General features: G+C 56.6%; 18 protein-coding genes. 10 read left to right on the top strand and 8 right to left on the bottom strand.

Going from position 1 to position 20,659, the window contains the following annotated elements:
- Positions 1-72: 72 nt before the first annotated feature.
- The 7 genes from GCE01_RS06235 to mdoH all read left to right on the top strand — a co-directional run bounded on the left by GCE01_RS06235 (position 73) and on the right by mdoH (position 8,502).
- On the top strand, positions 73-1,425 hold the full coding sequence (locus GCE01_RS06235; RefSeq protein ID WP_099211996.1) for an adenosylmethionine--8-amino-7-oxononanoate transaminase: 1,353 nt from the start codon (positions 73-75) through the stop codon (positions 1,423-1,425).
- Positions 1,422-2,603, top strand: coding sequence for an aminotransferase class I/II-fold pyridoxal phosphate-dependent enzyme (locus tag GCE01_RS06230; protein WP_099211720.1), 1,182 nt, complete (start codon positions 1,422-1,424; stop codon positions 2,601-2,603). Before GCE01_RS06235 ends, GCE01_RS06230 begins: the two co-directional genes overlap by 4 nt.
- Positions 2,600-3,226, top strand: a complete 627-nt coding sequence (locus tag GCE01_RS06225; RefSeq protein ID WP_099211718.1) for an alpha/beta hydrolase family protein — start codon at positions 2,600-2,602, stop codon at positions 3,224-3,226. The genes GCE01_RS06230 and GCE01_RS06225 overlap by 4 nt, the downstream gene beginning before the upstream one ends.
- Positions 3,219-3,989 carry a methyltransferase domain-containing protein gene (locus GCE01_RS17090; protein ID WP_099211716.1) on the top strand — a complete coding sequence of 257 codons (771 nt, stop codon included), beginning with the start codon at positions 3,219-3,221 and terminating at the stop codon, positions 3,987-3,989. Before GCE01_RS06225 ends, GCE01_RS17090 begins: the two co-directional genes overlap by 8 nt.
- A complete protein-coding gene (gene bioD, locus GCE01_RS17085; protein ID WP_099211715.1) occupies positions 3,986-4,636 on the top strand; it encodes a dethiobiotin synthase in 651 nt (216 codons plus the stop codon). Before GCE01_RS17090 ends, bioD begins: the two co-directional genes overlap by 4 nt.
- A gap of 168 nt (positions 4,637-4,804) precedes the next feature.
- Positions 4,805-6,352, top strand: coding sequence for a glucan biosynthesis protein (locus tag GCE01_RS06210; protein WP_099211713.1), 1,548 nt, complete (start codon positions 4,805-4,807; stop codon positions 6,350-6,352).
- A complete protein-coding gene (gene mdoH / locus GCE01_RS06205) occupies positions 6,328-8,502 on the top strand; it encodes a glucans biosynthesis glucosyltransferase MdoH (RefSeq protein ID WP_099211711.1) in 2,175 nt (724 codons plus the stop codon). Before GCE01_RS06210 ends, mdoH begins: the two co-directional genes overlap by 25 nt.
- A 34-nt stretch (positions 8,503-8,536) precedes the next feature.
- On the opposite strand, the gene GCE01_RS06200 is transcribed toward mdoH, so the two are convergent.
- Positions 8,537-8,959 carry a winged helix-turn-helix transcriptional regulator gene (locus GCE01_RS06200; protein ID WP_099211710.1) on the bottom strand — a complete coding sequence of 141 codons (423 nt, stop codon included), beginning with the start codon at positions 8,957-8,959 and terminating at the stop codon, positions 8,537-8,539.
- Between the two features lie 105 nt (positions 8,960-9,064).
- Here GCE01_RS06200 and GCE01_RS06195 point away from each other — a divergent pair, with 105 nt between their 5' ends.
- Complete coding sequence (locus GCE01_RS06195) at positions 9,065-9,829, top strand: SDR family oxidoreductase (protein WP_099211708.1); 765 nt, start codon at positions 9,065-9,067, stop codon at positions 9,827-9,829.
- Positions 9,830-9,902: 73 nt separating this feature from the next.
- On the opposite strand, the gene GCE01_RS06190 is transcribed toward GCE01_RS06195, so the two are convergent.
- Positions 9,903-10,385, bottom strand: a complete 483-nt coding sequence (locus GCE01_RS06190; RefSeq protein ID WP_099211706.1) for a DUF2501 domain-containing protein — start codon at positions 10,383-10,385, stop codon at positions 9,903-9,905.
- A gap of 232 nt (positions 10,386-10,617) precedes the next feature.
- On the opposite strand from GCE01_RS06190, the gene GCE01_RS06185 reads away from it, so the two are divergent.
- A complete protein-coding gene (locus GCE01_RS06185) occupies positions 10,618-12,729 on the top strand; it encodes a S9 family peptidase (RefSeq protein ID WP_244591110.1) in 2,112 nt (703 codons plus the stop codon).
- Positions 12,730-12,769: 40 nt separating this feature from the next.
- Here GCE01_RS06185 and GCE01_RS06180 read toward each other — a convergent pair whose 3' ends face one another.
- Positions 12,770-14,083 carry a lipopolysaccharide biosynthesis protein gene (locus tag GCE01_RS06180; protein WP_099211702.1) on the bottom strand — a complete coding sequence of 438 codons (1,314 nt, stop codon included), beginning with the start codon at positions 14,081-14,083 and terminating at the stop codon, positions 12,770-12,772.
- 228 nt (positions 14,084-14,311) lie between these two features.
- Between GCE01_RS06180 and GCE01_RS06175 the strand changes: the two genes are divergently transcribed.
- Positions 14,312-15,427 (top strand): CDP-glycerol glycerophosphotransferase family protein, encoded by a 1,116-nt coding sequence (locus GCE01_RS06175; protein ID WP_099211700.1) that lies wholly within the window; start codon positions 14,312-14,314, stop codon positions 15,425-15,427.
- A gap of 44 nt (positions 15,428-15,471) precedes the next feature.
- On the opposite strand, the gene GCE01_RS06170 is transcribed toward GCE01_RS06175, so the two are convergent.
- From GCE01_RS06170 to GCE01_RS06150, 5 genes are all read right to left on the bottom strand, one after another.
- A complete protein-coding gene (locus GCE01_RS06170; protein WP_099211698.1) occupies positions 15,472-16,659 on the bottom strand; it encodes a lipase family protein in 1,188 nt (395 codons plus the stop codon).
- Positions 16,660-16,788: 129 nt separating this feature from the next.
- On the bottom strand, positions 16,789-17,739 hold the full coding sequence (locus tag GCE01_RS06165; RefSeq protein WP_064274642.1) for an efflux RND transporter periplasmic adaptor subunit: 951 nt from the start codon (positions 17,737-17,739) through the stop codon (positions 16,789-16,791).
- 16 nt (positions 17,740-17,755) lie between these two features.
- Positions 17,756-17,956: a DUF1656 domain-containing protein gene (locus GCE01_RS06160; RefSeq protein ID WP_046900697.1), complete on the bottom strand. Its 201-nt coding sequence runs from the start codon at positions 17,954-17,956 to the stop codon at positions 17,756-17,758.
- A complete protein-coding gene (locus tag GCE01_RS06155) occupies positions 17,950-19,959 on the bottom strand; it encodes an FUSC family protein (protein WP_099211696.1) in 2,010 nt (669 codons plus the stop codon). The genes GCE01_RS06160 and GCE01_RS06155 overlap by 7 nt, the downstream gene beginning before the upstream one ends.
- Positions 19,960-20,125: 166 nt before the next feature.
- Entirely contained in the window at positions 20,126-20,614 is a 489-nt protein-coding gene (locus GCE01_RS06150) for a hypothetical protein (RefSeq protein ID WP_244591109.1), read from the bottom strand.
- Positions 20,615-20,659: the final 45 nt, after the last annotated feature.

Genomic DNA, 20,659 nt, shown 5'->3' with positions numbered 1-20,659 from the left:
ACTGACACCAGCCAGGGCGCTGCAATAACGGGGTTCATGCCAGATCGTTTCCCGTTAGAGCGTGACCTTTTTATGATAACCTGTGACAGCATCATGACCGGGGGGATGGACTTGCCTCCAGCCATGCGGGAAAACGCTGGCATGTCCTGCAAATCATCATCCGCCGGGGCGAACCGGTCCGCTGCCGACCTTCCCCATCTCTGGCTGCCCTACACCCAGATGCAGACGGCTCCTTTTCCTGTGGAAGCCATCCGCACGTCCGGAAGCCGGATTACGCTGTCAGACGGGCGCGAACTCGTGGACGGAGTCGCCGCCTGGTGGACCGCCTGCCATGGCTATAGCCACCCTCACATTCAGCAGGCACTGGTTCGGCAGGCCAGCGACATGCCTCATGTGATGTTCGGAGGAATGGTTCACGAACCGGCCCGGCGTCTGGCAGCACGTCTGGCTGAACTTCTGCCCGGCGACCTTGAACGCACGTTTTTTACGGATTCCGGCTCAGTGGCGATGGAAGTCGCCGTCAAGATGGCAGTTCAGTATCACATCAACCGTGGCACGCATGGCCGGACAAAGATGCTGTCTTTCCGGGGCGGCTATCACGGGGACACACTGGGCATGATGTCCATCTGCGACCCGGAAGAGGGCATGCACAGCCTTTTCGCGGGCGTTCTTCCCCGCCAGATCCTTGCGGATCTTCCAGTTGATGATGACAGCACGGCCAGACTTGAAGCCCTGATGGACGCTGAAGGGCATACAGTAGCCGCCATCGTCACGGAGCCGCTGGTTCAGGGGGCAGGCGGAATGCTGTTCCACAGCCCGGACGTTCTGCAGCGCCTTCGCAGAATTTGTGACCGATACGGCATTCTGCTCATTCTGGATGAAATTTTTACCGGTTTTGGCCGAACCGGAACGATGTTCGCCTGTGAACAGGCTGAGATCGTCCCCGATATCATCGCTCTCTCCAAGGCCCTGACCGGCGGGACGATGGCCCTGGCTGCAACCGTGGCGAGACGAGGCGTTTTCGAAGCGTTTCTCTCCACGGAAACTGGTAAGGCTCTCATGCACGGGCCGACGTTCATGGCCAACCCACTGGCCTGCGCCGTGGCGAATGCGTCACTGGATCTGTTCGAACAGGAACCCAGACTGGAACAGGTTGCTCGCATCTCAGCTCAACTCCAACGGGAGCTGGAACCATGCCGCGGACTTCCAGGCGTGAAAGATGTTCGCGTGCTAGGTGCAATCGGCGTGGTGGAACTGGAAAACATTGCAGACCCTGACGTCCTGCGCCGCGCGTTCGTGAACCAAGGGACATGGATCCGCCCCTTCCGGAACATTGTGTATCTGACGCCAGCATTCACGATTAGCGAGGAAGATCTGTCTCTTCTGACAGCCAGCATTGTCACTGTTCTCCGGAACAACGCATGAGCCTGTTTGACGCCCATTTCACATCCGCTCTTCACGACCGCGAGACTGCGGGAACACGGCGAACACTGCGTCCGGTCACACGGGACGTACAGACCATCCTGCGAGACAACCGTCGCATGATTGATGTGTCCTCAAATGATTATCTGGGCCTTGCCGACCACCCACTGCTCAAAGAACGCGCCTCTGACTGGGCTTTGCGCTTTGGAACGGGAGCAAGGGCGTCTCGCCTTGTGAGTGGAACGTTGGAAATCCATCAGGCTGTCGAGCAGAAGATGGCGCGCTTCAAAGGATATGAGGCCACGTTGCTTTTTGCATCCGGCTGGCAAGCCAATGCCTCGGTGGTCCCTGCCCTGTGCGCCCTCTCGACTGCTCGGACCGGTCATCCCATGCTGGTTTTTTCTGACCGACTGAACCATGCCAGCCTCCATCACGGATGTGCAGCAGCGGGCGTCCGACAGCATCGTTTTCGCCACAATGATCTTGCGCATCTGGAGACACTGCTCAAACGGGAAGCCACCGAGCCTGGCCTGCGGATGATCGTAACAGAGAGCGTGTTTTCCATGGATGGGGACCGCGCAGACATTCCCGCCCTGCGCGCTCTGGCCGATCGCTACGATGCGTTCCTGTATGTTGATGAGGCCCATGCCACGGGCGTTCTTGGAGCCCATGGGCATGGGCTTTCCGGCGGTTTGGCTGATCTGACAATGGGCACATGCAGCAAAGCCCTTGGGGGAATGGGAGCTTATATCGCGGGCTCCAGACCTCTCTGTGACTATCTGCTCAATCACGCTTCAGGCTTTATCTATAGTACGGCCCTTCCGCCCGCTGTTCTGGGGGCCATTGATGCCGCACTGGACATTATTCCGACGATGGACCGTGAACGGCAGACACTGCTGGGTCATGCAGGACACCTTCGAACGGTTTTGAACGCGGCTGGTCTTTCGACAGCAGAGTCGTCCACGCAGATTGTGCCGGTCCTGATCGGTGAATCCCAACGAGCGCTTGATGTTGCCAGGGCATTGGAAAACGAAGGTTTTCTCACCGTAGCCATTCGCCCCCCAACCGTGCCTCAGGGAACGGCACGATTGCGTCTGGCCCTTCACGCTGGACTGACAGATTCACAGATTACCCAATTAGGCGAGGCTGTTACCCGGCTGGCATCTGAGCAGACGCTATGACTGTCTCCCTTTATCTCGTTCATGGCTGGGGATTTGACGCATCTTTCTGGGACCCGATGCTTCAGCACCTGCCTGACCTCAAAGCGTCCGTTGTGGATAAGGGATATTTCGGATGCCATTACGCAGCCCCTAAACCGGAGCAACCTTATCTGGCGATCGGCCATTCCGCAGGAACACTGGACCTGTTGGGGCAGGATCTTCCCGGATGCCTGGGGCTCATCATGTTCAATGGGTTTGGACGGTTTTCTGAGAGCAACGATTTTCCGGAAGGCGTGCCCCTTCGCGTTCTGGAAAGAATGAAGCGCCAGCTGCAACGCTCCCCTAAAACGGTCCTGAACGATTTCCACCAGAGATGCGGAACGGACAAACCTATTCCGTCAGATCCCGTGACGGCCGTTCTGAATCAGGGTCTGGAACACCTGATTCAGAACGATGAACGCAATGCAGCGACCCGCTGGGGGAACCAGCTTCACTGGATGACAGGACTGTCAGATCCGTTCCCTCCTGCCGAGGCAGGTTTCAGTGTTCCGGGTAAAAGGGTTGAAGGCGGCCATCTTCTGCCTCTCGAACAGCCGGAACTCTGTGCTGATTTTGTGCTGCGTCAGGTCGAACAGCATGGATGAGCGCAAACGCCAGATCGTCACCCGGTTTGATGAGGCGGAGGACTATGACGCTGCGGCAGATATCCAACGCCGCTGCGCCGCTTTTCTGGCCGAGCGGATTGTCGCTGACCTGACCGAGACTCAGCCGACCCGTATTCTCGAATTCGGATGCGGCACGGGTTTCCTCACAGAGCATCTCTCCAGAGGCTTTCCTAAAAGCACCATTCTCGCCACCGATCTTGCGCCGGCTATGCTCGCACGCGCCAGATCACGCCTTCACGGGCAGAAGAACATCGCCTTCAAGGTCATGGATGGAGAGCGCCCGGATGCGACGGGACCATTTGACCTGATCGCATCGAGCCTGTGCTTCCAATGGTTTGAAAACCGCAGCAAGGGGCTCGAACGTCTTTGCCGCTTACTGGCGCCAGGTGGCACTCTGATGATTGCAACGCTCCTTGAAGGGAGCCTGAAAGAGTGGCGCTCAGCTTGCCAGAAGACAGATACCCCCTGCGGCGTTCCGTCCTATCCCGGCGCAACCATGCTTCAGCAGGAATGGCCCTCTGGAGGGCGCGGCCAATGGCATACCGCAAACATGCAAGATCCGGTCCCAAACGCCAGAACATTCCTCCGCAGATTACAGCAGATCGGCGCGTCTCTCCCTGGCAAAGGAAGCACTCCTGCGGGAGTACACGCACTCAGGCGCGCCATGTCCTGTTTTGACAAAGAGCACACCAGCGTCACCTACGCCTTGGGGATCGGAATTTTCAGGAAGGATATGCCATGAACAGCTTTCGCGGTGTGTTCGTCACCGGGACGGACACCGAAATCGGCAAGACGCTTGTCAGTGCGATCCTGACGAAAGCCTGGACTGCGACGTACTGGAAGCCGCTTCAAACGGGCCTTTCTGACGAAGCAGGCGATACCTCTACCGTCAAAACTCTGGCCACCCTTCCGCCTGATCGGATTATTCCTCCGGCATATGCGCTTCAGGCCCCTCTCGCACCCTACGCAGCGGCGGCGCTGGAAAACGTTACAATCAATCCCGGACGTCTTGTTCTTCCCGCCGTCAAAGCGCCCCTTGTCGTTGAGGGTGCGGGCGGCCTGATGGTGCCTGTCCGAAGCGACATGATGATGATTGATCTCATGCGGCGACTGGATCTTCCCGTCGTTCTTGTTGCGCGGAGCGGGTTAGGAACCATCAACCATACGCTCCTGAGTCTCGAAGCGCTTCGTCGCAGAGGTATTCCTGTTCTGGGTGTCGTCCTCAGCGGGCCTGAAAATCCAGGAAATGCACGCGACATTGCTCATTTCGGGAACGTTCGGATCCTTTTCAGCGTTCCACGTCTAGAGAGCATAAATGAAACCGTCGTTTCTGAAATTTCTGGCCGTGTACCGCCGCTTTGTGTCTTGCAGCAACAGAATTCACAATGATGTGTTCTTTTTGGGATGTGCCATGAAAAGAACACATCCGACCCTTGTGAAATAGCTGCGTAATCATAGAACGTCTCTTCGCAACGAAGTGCATCCGGCGTATCGCTTGATCAAAGACCGCCCTCTGATTTCAGGGGGAGGCATACAACTGGGACTGTTGGGAAAAGTATGAGTATCCTGCGTCGTGATCTGGTAAAGCTTGGGGCAGGCCTGTCCCTGATGGGAACGTCTGGCCGCTTCGCTTATGCCCAGTCCGCGCCGCCTGCTGCCAAGCAGGCTCCAAAGACCGTTCCGTTCGACAATGGAACTGTTCGCGCCATTGCGCAGAAACTGGCCAGATCTCCTTACGCTCCACCTCCGCAAAGTCTGCCCTCTGCCATTTCCAATCTGGATTTTGACCAGTTCCGGGGCATTACGTTTAACCCGGACCGTGCCCTCTGGCATGGGCAGAGCCTGGCGTTTGAGGTCGAATTTTTCCCGCGCGGCTTTCTCTACAAGCCCCGGATCGCGATGAATGAAGTCATCGGCGGCCAATCGACACCGATTGCCTACGACCCTGACCTGTTCAGCTACGCCAACCCGATGCTACGCGTCACCGATGATCTGGGCTTTGCCGGTCTTCGCCTGCGCTACGCCATCAACACACCGGGCGAAATGGAAGAATGTGCCGTATTTCTCGGCGCATCCTATTTCCGTGCGGTGGCCAAGGGGCAAAACTACGGCTTATCCGCCCGCGGCTTCGCCAACGGCACTGGCAACACGAAAGGCGAGGAGTTTGCACTGTTCCGCGAATTCTGGCTGGAAAAGCCGGAACCTGGCGTTCAGTCCGTTGTCATTCATGCGCTTCTGGACAGTCCGTCCGTCACGGGAGCTTTCAGCTTCACGATCCGCCCCGGCGACACGACCGTCTTTGATGTACAGTCATCGCTCTTCCCCCGGCAGGATATTACCGAGTCCGGCATCGCGGCCCTCACTGGCATGTTCTATTTCGATGCCAACGAACATAACCACGTCGATGACTGGCGCCCGGCCGCCCATGACAGCGAGGCTCTTCAGGTATGGACCGGATCTGGGCAGCAGCTCTATCGTCCACTGGTCAACCCGACGGACCTCCAGTTTTCGGCCTTCCAGGATAGCAGCCCGCACGGCTTTGGCCTGATGCAGCGCAAGCGCTCCTTCCATGACTACGAAGATCTTGCCCTCAACTACGAAAAGCGTCCGTCCCTGTGGATCGAACCTATTGGTAATTGGGGTGATGGAGCGGTTGATCTCGTCGAAATTCCGACGCCCAATGAGGTCAACGACAACATCGTGACGTTCTGGCGTCCGAAAGACGCTCTTAAGGCCGGTCAGGAATACAACTTTACCTACCGAATGTACTGGGGTTGGGATACGCCGTGGCCCACACCGCTGGCACGTGTCGCTGGAACCCGTATTGGTGCAGTCACTGACCACGCCGATGCGCGCATGTTCGTGATCGACTTTACGGGCGCGCCATTCCAGAACATTCCGCAGGACGCACATTTCCACCTGATTTCACAGGCTTCACCCGGCACCATCCGGAATGTGGTGGTTGAGCCAAACCCGAACATCAAAGGCTGGAGAACAACCTTTGAATTCGTGCCGGGCGATGCCAAAGCCTCTGAACTCCAGGCGCAGCTTGCAAGCGATCAGGGTCCGATCTCAGAAAAATGGATGTACCGTTGGACGCCGTAACCAATATGTCTCCGTCCGAAGCACCGTTCCTGCCTCATGAGGCTCCGCTCAGGATGGAGCCTCAAAACCTCCATCAGCAGCCTGATCGGCATGGCCGCCCTTTCAGGGTTCTGGACACGACGCCGAAGACGCTCTGGCTGCGACGCCTTTTCGTGTTTGGCTCAGCGCTCGCGCTGACCGGGTTTGGCATCTACAGAATCAATCAGGTTTTCAACTCGCTGGGCGTGTCTACGCTTGGCGTGATTGTGCTGATTCTGTTCGCCATTCTCGGTTTCTGGATCGCGCTTTCCTTCACCTCAAGTCTTGGTGGGTTCGTCTCCCTGATCACACGCGGAGGCCTTGGGCTCGGCATTCATCGGGACGGTGCTCTTCCAGTGCTGAAAGCACGGACTGCTGTGCTGATGCCGACTTACAATGAAGATCCGGAACGCGTTCTGGGCGGCCTGAAGGCCATCTATGACAGCATTCTTGCCACCGGCCAGATTGATGCGTTCGACTTCTTCATTCTGTCTGATACGACCAATCCGGACGTATGGTTACAGGAAGAGCGTGCCTTCCTTGCCCTCCGTCGGGCCACTGGTGATGATCGGCGCATTTTCTATCGCCGCCGCCATCAGAATACAGATCGCAAGGCAGGCAATCTGGGCGACTGGGTGACACGCTTTGGTGACTCGTACCAGCAGATGCTCACCCTTGATGCTGATAGCGTGATGGACGGCAGCCTGATCGTGCGTGTCGTTTCTGCCATGGAAAACCATGAGGGCGTCGGGCTGATCCAAACCCTTCCGGTTATTGTGGGCGGCCGGACATTGTTTGCCCGCATGCAGCAGTTTGCAGGCCGCGTATATGGCCCACTCATTGCCCATGGCATCGCCTGGTGGCATGGCTCGGAAGGCAATTACTGGGGCCATAACGCCGTTATCCGGACGCGGGCTTTCGCCGAACAGGCGGGCCTGCCCCATCTGAAAGGCCGGCCACCCTTCGGCGGCCATATTCTCAGCCATGACTTTGTCGAAGCAGCGCTCATGCGACGCGGCGGCTGGGCCATTCACATGGTGCCTGGCCTGTTCGGGTCTTATGAGGAAAGCCCCCCGTCCCTAACGGATGTGGCCATCCGTGACCGGCGCTGGTGTCAGGGCAATCTCCAGCACGCCAAGATTATTGGAACCAAAGGCCTGCACTGGGTCAGCCGTACACATATGCTGACGGGCATTGGTTCCTACATCATGTCTCCGCTTTGGCTGTTGTTCCTACTGTTCGGGATCCTGATTTCCCTTCAGTCCCATTTCTATCATCCGGAATATTTCGGCACGAAGCCGACGCTTTATCCGCACTGGCCACGCGTCGATCCTGTGCAGGCAAAGTTTGTGTTCATCGGCACGATGGGCATCCTTCTGGCGCCAAAGTTCCTGGCGTTCATCGCCATGATGTTTGATCGCGCTGCATTGCGCGGCTCCGGCGGTGCTATCCGGCTTTTCCTTTCCATCATTCTGGAAACCCTGATTGGTGGCCTGATTGCGCCGATTGCCATGCTGATCCAGACGTCTGGAGTTATCTCCATTCTGCTGGGCCGTGATTCCGGCTGGAATGCCCAGAACCGTGAAGACGGGCGGGTTTCACTCCGTGAAGTTGCACGTGGATACTGGGTTTACACAGTGTTCGGCCTTCTGCTGGCCGCAGCCGCCTGGTCCGTTTCACACGCACTCTTTCTGTGGATGACGCCAGTGTTGCTTGGGCTTGTGCTGGCTATTCCACTTGCGGCCGTGACAGCCAGCCGCGATGTTGGACTAGGACTCCGTCGGGCTGGATTTCTGCTGATCGAAGAAGAAACGACCCCGCCGCCTATTCTTCGTCTTGCAGAAGAAAACGAACGGTTGCGCACAGAAGCCCTGCACGCGCCTCATCAGCCGCCCAGCGAGGCATTCGCCCTTTTGCGGACGGATCGGACACTTCTAGACGCCCACCTTGGCGCACTTCCGCCAACCCGCAAGGCTGGCAGTGCGATTGATGCCAACCTGCTGGTTGGACTGGTCAAGCTGAAAGAGGCGCCCTCCATCAAGGCCGCCCTTTCCAAACTGACCCGACAGGAAAAGGCCTCAGTCCTCGGAACGACCGAAGGCGTGGCACTCGTCGAGAACCTTCCGGACTAACTCTCTGTGGCTGGCAAAGTATGCCAGCCACAGATTATTTACTGTCAAACGCACTCCGGGCGGCTTCCACTTCAGACAGATTTTTCTCTGCCCAGATCCACACCCCACAAAATGCTGCACCCAGACTTAGTCCCAGCGGTGTAAGACGATAGTCCACCCGTGGCGGAATAACCGGGTGAATCGTACGGGTCACCATCCCGTCCCGTTCCATTTGCCGGAGTGTCTGGGTCAGCATCTTCTGGCTGATACCCTCGACTTTTCGTGCCAACTGCGTGAAGCGCAATTCCTTGTGCTCTTCCAAAACCTCCAGAATGATCATCGTCCATTTGTCAGCAACGCGACCAATGAGCTCCGTCACCAATCGCTCAACGCGCGCATCGCACTCCGTAGGTGGCGTTGCTTCGGCCAAACGCTTGGCACGGCGTTCAGGCGAGGCTTCGTAGGGGTTATCCGTCATGGGGGTCACTCTCTTTTCGGTGCGTATAAATCTTTGAGGTGCCTTCTTTCGAATTGACGATAGCCCGCTAGATAGAGTGTTCCAATTCTCAATGGAGCAAATCCAATGAAACCGAGTGGCAACACAATCCTGATCACCGGTGGCGGCTCAGGCATAGGCCAGGCTCTTGCACAGCGACTGCATGATGCTGGCAACACGGTTATCGTCGCCGGGCGTCGCCAGAATGCTTTGGATGAAACGATCGCCGGTCGGGCGAACATGCATGCACTGGTGCTGGATATTGAAAGCCCAGAGGGGATTGCCGATTTTACAGAACGGCTTCTGGGCGCATATCCGTCAGTTAATGTTCTGATCAACAATGCCGGCATCATGCGATTTGAAGATCTGGCGCAGACGCATGATCTGACGGACGCCGAAGCGACGATTACGACCAACCTCCTTGGGCCGATCCGCCTGATCAACAGCCTGACGGATCATCTGGTTAAGCAGTCGGATGCCGTCGTGATCAATGTGACATCCGGGTTGGCATTCGTGCCGCTGACGACAACACCCACCTATAATGCCACCAAAGCCGCGATCCATTCCTACACGATTACCCTCCGAGAGGTTCTGAAAGGGAAAGTCGAGATTATCGAACTTGCCCCACCCGCAGTGCAGACAGGCCTCACGCATGGCCAGGAAACGCGCCCCGGCTATCAGCCCCTGACGGACTTTACGGATGAAGTCATGGCGTTGCTGACGCAACAGCCCACGCCACCCGAAATTCTTGTCGAACGCGTGCGCTTTCTGCGCTTTGCAGAGGCCAATGGTCAGTTTGATGAAACACTGACCAAGCTCAATGCTTTTGCCGCGCAAGCCCGCAACGGTTAAGACGTCAATGCTCATAAAAAAAGCCCCGGAGCAGTTGCTCCGGGGCTTTTCTCAGAACGAAAACTCAGAAGGATCAGTTGCCGAGGCTCTGAGCCTTTTTGAAGAGATCGCGGCAGACCAGAACCTGCTTGTCTTTCGGGAGCGTGGAGATGTCGAACGGCGTGTTGCTGCTCGTCTGGAGCAGACCACGGCCACCCAGTGAGTAATACTGGTCATTCTGGACATCAGAGCGCTTGGCAAGCTTGCGGGATGCCGAGCGCGGCCCTGTACCCAGCGAGAGCTTCTTATGGATGCAATAGGACGTCAGGCCTGCCACGTTGCCAGCCTGGGCATTGTCGATGGACGGCATGCCGTTCTCGCCAAGCGTGCCAGGTGTTGATGCAGTTGCAATACCGTTGAGATTACCGACGGCCTGCACATGATTTGGCGTAATCACGGCCTGAGTTCCTGGAGGAACAATCGGCTGTCCTGGCTGCGGTGCTGTCTGTGCAAAGGCAGCTCCGGAAACAGCGAGGCCAAGTACGGCTACGGCGGCAAAATACTTATTGGTATTCATGGATGGAGTCTTTCCATGTTCGATATTATTACACAGCGGCTATTCAGAAATATAATCACCAGAGCAGTACTCTGTTGGCTATCTCACGGCCGTTTTCTAGAAACACTTGAGAGCCGACTTGGTTTCTTTTCGAATAATCTTTCCCGATTTTATAACGCCATGAGAACCCGCATTCAGGCAGTCAATTAACGCTGGATTGAGTCCCCGGCATTTCTGCGCCAAGGTTTCGGATATGTCAGACGCGATGCAATCCCTCCCCGTTCCGCCGGCTCCAAAGCAGGAGCCCCTGTCAACAACACAGCTTGGCCGGACCAGAACTGACGCCTACGCCTGGATGAAGGACGAGAACTGGCAGCAGGTTCTGCGGGATCCATCTGTCCTTCGCCAGGACATCACCGATCACCTCAAAGCGGAAAATGCTTACGCCGAAGCCGTGCTCTCTGGCATGGAGCCGCTTCGCAAAGAGCTTCTGCAGGAAATGATCGGTCGTATTCCCCCTGCCGAAGAAACCATTCCCGTGCCTGATGGGCCTTGGGCCTATTACAGTCGCTTCGAAGATGGGGCTCAGCATCCTCTCCGGGCACGGCGCCCGCGCGACGGCGGAGAAGAGCAGATCCTTCTGGATGTGGACGCCCGCGCCAAACAGTTTGACTATTATGCGCTCGGCGGGACGGCCCACTCTGCAGATCATCGCTACTTCGTCTATTCCGAAGACGTGCAGGGCTCTGAAGTTTATCGCATTCAGGTCAAGGACCTGGAGACCGGAGAACTCTGCTCCGAGGCGGTTGAAAGCACGACTGGAAGCTTTGCTCTTTCCCCTGACAGTGCGTGGCTGTTCTGGATCTTCCGGGACGACAATGGCCGCCCCTCGCGGATTTACCGCCGGCCTCTGACCGGCGGAACGGATATACTCGTCTTCGATGAAACCGATGCAGGCTTTTTCCTTAGCATCGGCACCAGCGCCTCTCGCAAGTGGATCGTCATCGAACGCGGGGATCACGATACGAATGAGACGCTTCTGATTCCTGCTGCCGAGCCGACGGCAATGCCTGTTGTTGCAGCCCCTCTGGTCCGGGGAGAGCGCTATTCCTTCACGCACTGGAATGATCGTTTCATCATTCTCACCAACGCAGGCGGCGCTGTCGATTTCCAGTTCATGCAAACGCCCGATACGGCCACAGATCGGGAAAACTGGCGCCCGTTCGTCCCGTATCTGGAGGGGCACTACCTTCTGGCGGCTACGGCGTCGCGTGATTATCTGGCGTGGGCAGAGCGGAAAGACGGAAACGTTTATATCCGCGTCGTAAAGGCAGGCGTAACAGGAAATGTTCGTGCGCAGGCCGCCACGATCGGAATGGACGAACCCGCATATGATCTGACCCTTCAGGGCATTATGGAATATGACGGCTCTGTTCTGCGCTACGTCTATCAATCCCCGACAACACCAGCGCACTGGTATGACTACAATCTGGCAACAGGCGAGCGAACCCTGAAGAAGGTTCGCGATGTCCCGTCTGGCCATGATCCAGCGCAGTATGAAACGCGGCGGCTGTTCGCGACGGCGGCTGATGGCGCGCAGGTTCCCGTCACCGTTCTGATGCGGAAAGGCCAGCCGCTGGATGGCTCTGCCCCCCTTCTGCTCTATGGATATGGCTCCTACGGCATTGCGATGGATGCAGGGTTTTCCACAACAGTCTTCAGTCTCGTTGACCGCGGATGGGTTTATGCCATCGCGCATATCCGTGGTGGATCCGAGAAAGGCTGGAACTGGTTCCTTCAAGGACGTGGCAAGACCAAACCCAACACGTTCACGGATTTCATTGCCTCCGCAGAGTATCTGGCCAAAGAGGGCTATGGCTCAGCAGGACGCATTGTTGCTCATGGGGGCTCAGCGGGCGGCCTACTGATGGGCGCTGTCGCCAACATGGCGCCGGACCTCTTTGCCGGGATCGCCGCGCAGGTGCCGTTCGTGGACATGCTCAACACCATGTCTGACGTTTCCCTGCCGCTGACGCCGCCAGAATGGCCTGAATGGGGAAACCCACTCGAAGACGAAGAGGCCTACGATCTCATTGCCAGCTATTCCCCATATGACAACATTCAGGCGCGCCCCTACCCGCCCATTCTTGCCATGGGTGGCCTTTCAGATCCGCGAGTGACCTATTGGGAACCTGCAAAATGGATTGCCAAGCTCCGTGAAGTGGCCTCAGGCGGCCCATTCCTGTGCCGCATCAACATGGATGCTGGCCATGGTGGATCATCCGGGCGCTTCAAACGACTGGAAGAAGTTGCGCTGGTGCAGGCTTTCGCCATCTGGGCAATGGATCGCGCGCCTCTACGCTAAAGGGATGACAGTCTGGCCCACACCTACAGTGGACCAGACATCACTCGGGTTTAGACTTCCCGATCCGTCCGCCAAATATCCAGACCCCCGCAAACCGTGACAGTAAGATAGCCGCGTTACAGGCGGCCGTCGTCAGGCAGGCACCGGCAAGACCAAAATGCATGGTCAGGACATAGAGCGCAGGAAAATAGATCGCCATGATGGCCGTGCGGCTGGTCATCAGGAACTTCACATGCCCCACGACGATCAGCAGTGGCTCCAGCGGAATAACCAGCAGGCTGAAAACGGCTGCCATCAGCATGATGGAAATGTAAAGCGATGTGTGATGAACATGAACATGCAGCATCAGACGGAAAATCTTTGAGCCAAAAAACGCAGACAGCACCAGAAGCAGCAGGGACAGTGCGGTCAGCACGCCAAACATTTTCCATGTAACGCGCTTGAGGCCTTTCCAGTCCTGCTTATCCCGCATCTTGACCAGTTCCGGGTACAGCACCGGCGAGATGAGCTGGGCAGGCGTAACAATCCCGTCCGCAATCTGGCGACAAACGCGGAAAACAGCCGCTTCCGCCGGGCCAAGACCGTTACCGACCAGAAGTGTTGCAACATGCCCGGAAATGTTACCGAGTGTCTGGTTCACGCTGGCCGCACGCGTAAACTGCCACATGCCGGGGATCTGCCAGCGCCAACTGCGATAGGCTTGGAAATAGCGGAACCGGAACTTCTTTCGCAGGATATCCATCGCGTAATAGAAGTAGAAACCGTAATCGATGATGATCGCGAGCGCCCACATCGCAAGGAAATATCCAAGCTTCAGATGCAGGGCATATCCCACCAGAACTCCCACAGTCTTTACGATCGCGGCACAGGTATCAATAATCGGGACAAGGTGAAATTTCCCTGCCATTCGCAGAATACCGTTGGCCCAGCCTGAATACATCAGTGGGCTCACGATCACGTACAGATCCGCCAGAAACCGGACATGCCGAGACCAGTGTGCCGTCACACCATAAATCTGTACGGCCACAAGCCCAAAAATAATCGACCCTGCCGCAGACATCGTATCCAGCCGGATACAGAAATGAACGACCTTCCGCAGCAGGTCCGTTTCGTTCTTGCTGAATGCGTCACTGCCAAAGCGAATCAGCGTCTGCCAGGACTGCATCCGTGACAGAACGGATCCGGTCGAAGCCAGAGAATGAATGAGGATCAGCAATCCGAAGTCAGAGAGGCCCAAAGCGCGCACGGTGAACGCGATATAGACAAAGCTGCACAGGGCATTGACCACACGGCCAAGGGTGAGAACACTGACATTTCGGAAAATGGATCTGAAAACAGAGCGCTCGGCGGACATGCGGGCTTTCTGACCACAAAGCCCCGGGAGTGTCCATGCCGGAACATACATCCCTGCGTTTTGCCGCGTTCTTGACAGCAAAGACCCGAGGGCTATGAACAGGGCCCTATTCCGAGCCTCCGAAGTGTTTCAGAGGCACTTCATAACCGGGATGGCGCCCTTCCAGCAGACGGCGTTCCGGACAAGAGCAGCAGGCAGTCTGCTCCGGGCAGGACGCAAAAGACGCTCATGAAAATCGCCTTCATTTATATTGCCGAGCCTTATCAGTGCTATCACACCGCGTCCGTTGCCAGTGCACTTGCGGCAATACCGGGATGTGACGTCACGGAATACTACAGCTTTCCAGAGACCATTGATCATCTGGCCCGCATCAGACGCGCCCTGAATGTTCCGCCGCTTCCGCTGCTGCCATTTCCCAGATCCTGGAAAGCAAACATTCTGAAACGCGCACGGCGGCTGGATCAGGAGCGACTGGTCATTCTTCGGGAGAACGTTGAAGAGCTGAACCAGTACGATGTGGTTGTTGCAACGGAATATACGGCAGGTGTCCTGAAAGACATGGGGCTGAACGGCCCGAAACTTGTCCTACTGATGCATGGCGCCGGAGACCGTTACGTTAATGACGAGCATCTTGTTCGAGAGTTTGATCTGACGCTTGTGCCAGGCACGAAAGTCGAAACTTACTTCCAGGACAAAGGGCTTCTCCAGAACGGTGCATCACGCATCGTGGGTTATCCTAAATTCGATGTATTCGAAGCCGTCCGCCGGGAAAATGCCGTTTCTTTCAGCAACGAGCGTCCCTTCGCGCTCTATAACCCGCACTATCAGCGTGTCCTGACATCTGCACCCGCATGTATGGATACCATCATCAAAGGCTTTAAGGCACAGAACGATTACAATCTGGTCGTGGCCCCTCACATCAAGATGTTCCACAAAGGCTTTGGCATCCGGGAGCGTCTACTTCAACGCCAGCAAAGCCCCGAGGTGCTCGTGGACACTGGCTCAAATGCCATGCTGGACATGACCTATACGTCTCAGGCGGCCCTTTATATTGGGGATGTCAGCAGTCAGGTTTATGAGTTTCTGGCCATCCCGCGCCCCTGTATTTTCCTGAATCCTCACAAGCTCCCATGGCGTGACGATCCATATTTTTTACACTGGACACTCGGAGACGTGGTCGATGACCCCGCAGACATCATGCCTGCGGTTGCAAGGGCGGAGGAACGTCATGCGTTCTATCGGCCAATGCAGGAAAAACTGTTCCGGGAAACGTTTGGGGAGCCCTTGCTCGGGGCATCACAGAGAGCGGCTGACGCGATCGTCAGTTTTATGAACAACGTCTGAAAATCCCTGAGGAAGAGTGCTCTCCCTCAGGGTGATCTAATTGATTATTGAGGAATCGGTGTGCACTGCGGTGTGACAGGCTCACCCGCCATCACAGCCTTTGTGAAAGCCGCAGAGTCCGGCAGGGATGCATTGACTGTCTGGGAGTGGTCCAGCCCTTTATACAAATGCGCCTGTACTGTTGATCCAGCGGCACAGGCTGCCTTGACCAGGCCTTCCTGCAGCTGTGGCGGAACGTCCTGATCCGCGGTGCCCGTTCCAACAAAAAGTGGCTGGGCCAGTTTCAGGGTCGGGTACGTCATTGTTTTGAATGCGGGCGTCATGGCCTTCACAAACGTAGGCTGAAGCGCATTCGCAAGCGTCAGACCGTCTTTCTCCGCCATGTCTGAGAGGCCTGTCAGGCAGGAGTCAGCCGCTGCCTTGAACGCCGGCATAGCCTTGGACGTAAAGGCGTCTTCGGGACGGAAGGTCGGATGCAGACCGGCGTAGGACGAACCAATCAGCAGCGTGTAAGCCACCAACGGGCTATATCCCGATGACTTGCCAGCTTCCTGCAACAGGCCAGACAGTATTTCCGGCGTCATGTACGGGATGCCTGTCGCCACAGTCCCGCGCACATTGATATCCGGAGCGTAAGTCGGTGCAAACGCCGCAGAGGCAAAGGCTGCACCACCGCCCTGGGACTGCCCAACGATCATCACCTTGTTCTGTAAGCCCGGCACAGACTTCAGCGCAGCCCGTACAGAGTCCAGCACGCTATAAGCTTCAGCGCGTGTATTCAGATATGGGTGCACGCCCGGTGTTCCCAGCCCCTGATAATCCGTTGCGACAATCGCAAAACCGCGCTTCATCCATTCGGACAGGTAATGAGTATTGCGCTCGCTGTAGGGGTTCAGAGACGGTGCGCAGCTGTCATCATTTCCAACCGTACCATGCGCCCAGGCGACAATCGGCCACCCGCCTGCAGGGGCTTCGCCAGCAGGAACAATGACTTCGGCAGTCACGGGGACAAGCCCCTTCCCCGTAACACCATCTGTGGAAAGATAGGTGATGCGCAGGGAACGAGCAGCATTCGGAAGGCTCAGGGTATCCGCCAACGGAGCAGAGTTCAGCAGAACACCCGGCTTCTGTGCGCTGTTCTGAGGTGCGGCATTCGCCTGCGCTGAGATGGCAGCAATACAAACGCCACCCATAACCAGACTGATCGTCTTACGGGAAAAAGATACGCGCACAATTCTTCCTTACCTGAAATGCTCTGTGGGCCTGACAAAGTAAGGTACGGGTTCTGACAGAAAAAGTTGTGTGAAAATCTCGTGCCAACCAAAATCGGGGCCTTTTCGCCCCGGATACTGGAATTTCGGTTATTTGTGACCAAAGAGATGACGAACATCATCACCGAAATGCTGAAATGCATCCTGCGTTGAGCGATGACGACGATTTCCCGTCTCTGAAACGACCGTCACGGTTGCGGTCATGCCAGCGGCCAATGTGAGATCGGACGGGACCTTGTCGATTTTCACGCGCACAGGAATACGCTGTGCCAGACGCACCCATGTATAAACCGGATCAACTGTCGGCAGACCCTGCTCATTCACCAGTGCATTGTTACTGGCAATACCGCGCGTAATACTCTCGATATGTCCGAAAAGCGGGTCGTGGTAGCCCATCAGATCCATACGAACGAGATCGCCCTCGTCCAGATCATGGACCTTGGTCTCTTCGAAATAGCCGTCGATCCAGTATGAGTTGGTATCAATGACGTGCATGTTCACAACACCAGCCGTTGCAAAGTCACCCGGTCGCATGATCAGGTTTGTGACAATACCGTCGATGGAACTGCGGACTTTTGTACGGTCCAGATTAATCTCTGCCTGACGCAGGTCCGCCTGAGCAGAAGCGTATTGCGCTGCTGCCTGCTGGGACAGTGCAACGTACTGCTTCTTTTCTTCCTGTGAGACCGCCACACCGGGAATGGCCTTACGCCACTGGGCCTGAACTTCCTTGAACTCCATGTCTGCCTTGCGTTCGGCCACCTTGGCTTTGGCCGCATCCACCGCAACCTGAAAATCGAACGGATCAATTTCGTACAGGACGTCTCCATGGTGAACAGGCTGATTGTCCAGCACATTCACATGCAGGATCTGCCCTGAAACACGTGGCGCGATATTGGCGACCTGAACACGTACCTGGCCATTTCGGGTCCAGGGAGAGGCCGTGTAGTAATCCCAAAGGATAACCACCACGACGGCAGCCACCACAAGAATGGAGATCGTAATGGTCAGGCGGATCAGACGATGGGCACTGGATAGCACTTGAAACGGCCTTGTATCAGAGGATCAGGGTATAGAGCCCGAGCAGGCAGATAAGGATGCCGAACTGGGCAAGCGGCGGATCCCAGACGAAACGCCACAGATCAAGCCAGCCCATGAGCCAGCGGAGAATGGCCAGCGTCAGAAGTGACAACGCCAGATTGACGACGAACGCGGACACAAGCAAACCGCCAAGGTCTACGACCTGTCTCATCACCATCGTTTGCGTCCTATTCCATAATGATGAACGGCTGTCCGATTTCGCAGAAGCATGACGCGCACGGACTCCAGCCCACCAACACAGTTGAGGATCAGAATTTCCTCACTGGGGGCGCCCAGACGCAGTCGGTCAAGGAAGGCCTGCGTCATATCTGCCAGTTCACTCTCCAGCAGCGCCAGACTATCCTGTGCGAGCGCTTTACGCGCAGGCCTCACAAGGTGCCTGAGAGACGGCATCCGTGCCGCCTGATCGAGGTACAGACGCACACGGGCAATCGTGCTGGACAGATCCTCCAGCGCGACAAGGCGCTCAAAGACATGCTCTGAGGCCGTACCGCGTTTCGGGAGACGCTTTGTCCATAACAGAAGCTGGCTCAGACGATCATATTTCCGGCTGAGCAACGCGGGGCCCATAGCCTCACCATGACCGCTCAGCTGTGATTCCAGATCCGAAGAAATGGTCACGGCAATGCGGAACCGATGGCGGCGCGCGGTTGGGGGCCACAGCAGAACCAGAAGGATGAATGAAAGAACCGCTGACAGGAAATAGAATGTGTTGCGTTCGAGGAACGCGCCCGGGTCGTAACTGTGGTGGTTCCCCAAGCCTACGAAGACGAGAAAGAACGCACCATAGTGAAAGCCCACAGCGGTTGTTTTCGGATTCATCAGAAGCAGGCAGGCAATAACGGTCTGGGGAAGCAGAACAAAAGCCAGCCCCTGAAGCGTATAGACGTGGGGTAAGACCCAGAAAGACAGAAACCCGGCCGCAAGAATTCCCAAAGGCGTCCCGATCATCGCGCCTTTACCGAACACGGCTGTGTCCAGTGACGAAGATGCAAGGACAAGAACGAGTGCGCTCTGGGAAAGGGCGGTGGCAGAAGCTGGCTGGCCCGTTCCCACACAGAATGCTGCTATAAAACTGAAACCAAGCAGCACACGCATGCTGTTGATGAACGCTGTAATGTAGTCTGGATTGTTTGAAAGCGTCGCCAGTTTCAGCGCCTCCCCTGCCGGGGTTGCTTTCATGAGTGTACTGATACCCGTGCGGATATGCAGCCGGTTACTCAGAAGCGTCGCAGCACGCTCCAGAAACCAGGCATCCCGAGGTGTCGGGAAATACTCCGGATCTTCCCGTCGGATGTTAGACAGGATGGTGCCCATCGTTTCCTGACGGTTCGTGCCGTCCTCAACACGCTCGTGCCACTGACGCACGTAGCGGACCAGAATATCCGTTACCCCACCTTCACTCAGCAACGTAGAAATCGCACGGCTACAGGTGAGAACCGTCAACATACCGATGATGCTGAGTTTGGCTCCTGCCATCCGCAGGCGGCTACGATCCAGCTCCGTCCGAGCGTAAGAAATCTGCGTCATCAGAGACAGGATTTCGGAGGCCAGAGCCGTTGTCCCCTGCGCGGAGGGGGACGGCTCTCCCATGATGGCGGAGTGGCTCAGGCCACGGATTCTCTGCCCCAGATTCTGGAGCCCCTTGGCGAGATTGCGCCAGGCCTGCGGTGAGCCAGACAGCAGATTGACAACCGCAATGGATGCAACGCCGATAGCGACCGTTGAGGCACGCGCTACACTGACATGATAGATGTTCTGGGGCGCATCGATACTGGCAACAGCAACAAGTGCCACCATGTAGCCAGCCAAAAGGGCACCATACGCCCGGAAGTCGCGCTCCAGCGTCCCCACGAAGGCACAACCAGCCATCCAGAGCGCGACGCCTCCCAGAAAGAGGCCACGATCCTGGCTGAACATGGAAATCAGAAGGATAGAAACGCCGACACCCAGCAGGGTCCCGAGAAAGCGATAAAATGCCTTGGAAAGGGCCTGCCCTCTCAGGGGCTGGGCCAGGATCATGACAGTCACACCAGCACCGGCCGGTGTATCGACCTGCGCCCAGAACGCCGTGGCCAAAGCCAGAACGAGCGCAATCCAGGTTCGGAGGCTGAACTGGATCCATCCCGGGCGAAAGACCGACTGTAATGTGGCGGTCAAGACAGATTATCCCTGCCAGGCAAACGGGTCATTCCGGCGCAGCTTACAGTTCCAGTCATCAACTCAGACTGAAAACCCTACTCCTCACTTTAGAAGAAGGTTAGCCCTGTATTGCCCCTGACATGATTTGACGGATTTTATCGCCTGAACGTGATGTACCGAATCCTCAGTCGTCTTCATGGGGCAAAGCATGACACGCTGCGTCGAGCTTCGGATTACTTTCCGCTGACTCCCTGCACAGCGTCCGTGCATCCGCACCACAGATCGTTGTCACGTCTTCCATGGTGGACGATGTCACGTCCCGCGCCACCTCAACGTCCTGATTGTTTTCATGGCCCTCTTCCTTGCTCAGCTGGTCCTGCGCAGCATGCATTTCCTTGAGGGCGTTGATGCAGGCATCCGTGGCAGAATCGGGGTGAGTCTGCAGAACCTTGAGGACCTGATTGACCCCGATGCCCAAAGCATTGATCGATGGGTCGTCATCATTGGTTTTGGCCCCTCCATCCTCGGCATGAGCCAGGACTGGAAAGGCGAGCGGGACGGCCAAAAGGAGGGAGGCCACAAAGCGACGCTTGATCATGACGGCATGATTAGGGGAAAATAATCTCCGGACAAGCCTCATGGCATGATAGTCACACACCGTTGCAGAACGCATTCTGGCAGCTTTTCCGCGCTGCGGGACGCTGTTGACCTTGACTCC

The organism is Gluconobacter cerinus (genome assembly GCF_002723935.1).
GTDB classification, from domain to species: Bacteria; Pseudomonadota; Alphaproteobacteria; order Acetobacterales; family Acetobacteraceae; genus Gluconobacter; species Gluconobacter cerinus.
This window is presented reverse-complemented; position numbering and strand designations above follow the sequence as displayed.

Bases quoted from the DNA above. Each gene is read 5' to 3' on its own strand.
- GCE01_RS06190 (WP_099211706.1), bottom strand. From the start codon at position 10,385: ATGAATACCAATAAGTATTTTGCCGCCGTAGCCGTACTTGGCCTCGCT.
- GCE01_RS06160 (WP_046900697.1), bottom strand. From the start codon at position 17,956: ATGGTGATGAGACAGGTCGTAGACCTTGGCGGTTTGCTTGTGTCCGCG.
- GCE01_RS06210 (WP_099211713.1), top strand. From the start codon at position 4,805: ATGAGTATCCTGCGTCGTGATCTGGTAAAGCTTGGGGCAGGCCTGTCC.
- GCE01_RS06175 (WP_099211700.1), top strand. From the start codon at position 14,312: ATGAAAATCGCCTTCATTTATATTGCCGAGCCTTATCAGTGCTATCAC.
- GCE01_RS06180 (WP_099211702.1), bottom strand. From the start codon at position 14,083: ATGTCCGCCGAGCGCTCTGTTTTCAGATCCATTTTCCGAAATGTCAGT.
- GCE01_RS06185 (WP_244591110.1), top strand. From the start codon at position 10,618: ATGTCAGACGCGATGCAATCCCTCCCCGTTCCGCCGGCTCCAAAGCAG.
- mdoH (WP_099211711.1), top strand. From the start codon at position 6,328: ATGGATGTACCGTTGGACGCCGTAACCAATATGTCTCCGTCCGAAGCA.
- GCE01_RS06200 (WP_099211710.1), bottom strand. From the start codon at position 8,959: ATGACGGATAACCCCTACGAAGCCTCGCCTGAACGCCGTGCCAAGCGT.
- GCE01_RS17090 (WP_099211716.1), top strand. From the start codon at position 3,219: ATGGATGAGCGCAAACGCCAGATCGTCACCCGGTTTGATGAGGCGGAG.
- GCE01_RS06235 (WP_099211996.1), top strand. From the start codon at position 73: ATGATAACCTGTGACAGCATCATGACCGGGGGGATGGACTTGCCTCCA.
- GCE01_RS06195 (WP_099211708.1), top strand. From the start codon at position 9,065: ATGAAACCGAGTGGCAACACAATCCTGATCACCGGTGGCGGCTCAGGC.
- bioD (WP_099211715.1), top strand. From the start codon at position 3,986: ATGAACAGCTTTCGCGGTGTGTTCGTCACCGGGACGGACACCGAAATC.
- GCE01_RS06230 (WP_099211720.1), top strand. From the start codon at position 1,422: ATGAGCCTGTTTGACGCCCATTTCACATCCGCTCTTCACGACCGCGAG.
- GCE01_RS06150 (WP_244591109.1), bottom strand. From the start codon at position 20,614: ATGCGTTCTGCAACGGTGTGTGACTATCATGCCATGAGGCTTGTCCGG.
- GCE01_RS06225 (WP_099211718.1), top strand. From the start codon at position 2,600: ATGACTGTCTCCCTTTATCTCGTTCATGGCTGGGGATTTGACGCATCT.